This window comes from Polaromonas sp. A23 (genome assembly GCF_002001015.1).
In the GTDB taxonomy this organism is placed as follows: Bacteria; Pseudomonadota; Gammaproteobacteria; order Burkholderiales; family Burkholderiaceae_C; genus Polaromonas.
Window position 1 is genome coordinate 1 of record NZ_MUNO01000023.1, and the last position, 1252, is coordinate 1252.

The 1252-nt window shown below is 57.6% G+C and carries 2 protein-coding genes; both read left to right on the forward strand.

Features of this window, described 5'->3' with window-relative positions:
* Nucleotides 1-50: 50 nt before the first annotated feature.
* A complete protein-coding gene (locus B0B52_RS13145; protein WP_139351931.1) occupies nucleotides 51-416 on the forward strand; it encodes a transposase in 366 nt (121 codons plus the stop codon).
* On the forward strand, nucleotides 380-1237 hold the full coding sequence (locus B0B52_RS13150) for an IS3 family transposase (protein WP_254425705.1): 858 nt from the start codon (nucleotides 380-382) through the stop codon (nucleotides 1235-1237). The genes B0B52_RS13145 and B0B52_RS13150 overlap by 37 nt, the downstream gene beginning before the upstream one ends.
* Nucleotides 1238-1252 lie beyond the last annotated feature (15 nt).

Genomic DNA, 1252 nt, shown 5'->3' on the forward strand with positions numbered 1-1252 from the left:
GGAGCTTGCCTCACTTTGGTTGACACTCTTACCTAACGGAGAGAGAGTCTATGGCAAGAAGAATCGGACCAGCGAAGATCAAGCAGTACAGCCTTGAATTCAAACTCGAGGCCGTGCAGTTAAGCGGCCAGCCTGGAGTGCTGATAAAGGATGTTGCGGAGTCACTGTGCATTCATCCGTTCATGCTATCGAAATGGCGCAAGCAAGTACGCGATGGCGATCTTGCCGGCGATATTGCACCTTTGCCGACGCAAGAAGCTTCCGAGCTGCAGCGGCTTCGAGAGTTGGAAAAGCAATTCAAGCGGCTGCAGATGGAGCACGATCTGCTAAAAAAAGCTATCCGGTTTGCCTCCGAACGAAAGATGAAGTCTTTGCCTTCATCGAGGCAAACCGGCAAACCTACCCGGTCCAGATGATGTGCGAGCTGCACCACGTGACGCGAGCGGGCTTCTACGCCTGGTGCAAGCGCCAGCCCAGCCAGAGGCAGCAGCTTGACCAGCAGCTGACAGAGCGTGTACGCCAGATTCATGCAGACAGCCGCGGTTTCTACGGCAGCCCGCGCGTTGCAGGCCAATTGCGCCTGGAAGGCCTGACCGTGGGCAAACGACGGGTCGCCCGGCTCATGCGACAGGCTGGGCTGCAAGGCCGCAGCGCGCGGCTGTACCGCCACTCCAAAGTATTGCAGCGTGCGTTCTACGCCGGCGTGCCCTACCGCAGTGAATCAGCCGCTACCCAGCGGCACGACCAGGTGTGGGTCGGTGACGTGACCTACCTCAAAGTCGCTGGTCAATGGCGCTACATGGCGGCCGTCATGGACAAGCACTCCCGCAAGATCGTCGGCTGGAGCCTGGGCGCCAGGCGAGACGCGGCGTTGACCACGCGTGCGCTGTGTCGATCAGCGGCAAGCCGGAACGTTAGGCCTGGCGTTGTGTTCCACAGCGACCGTGGCATTGAGTTCGCCAACTTCGAGTTCAGAAGCCAATTGCAGCGGTTTGGGATGGTTCAAAGCATGAATCGTCCAGGCAAGATGAACGACAACGCGCATATGGAATCGTTCTTCCATTCGATGAAGTGCGAGCAACTCTATGGCAAGATCTTCGAAACCGAACAGCAGCTGCGCGGCACGCTGAGCAGCTACATTCGCTTCTACAACGAGCGCCGGTTGCACTCGTCGCTGCGATACTTGCCACCAGCCACATACGAAATCTGTGAAAACGGAGAAACCAGTGTCAATTAAAGCGGATCAAGTTCC

Coding starts and splice junctions, on each gene's coding strand:
- B0B52_RS13145 (WP_139351931.1), top strand. CDS start 51: ATGGCAAGAAGAATCGGACCAGCGAAGATCAAGCAGTACAGCCTTGAA.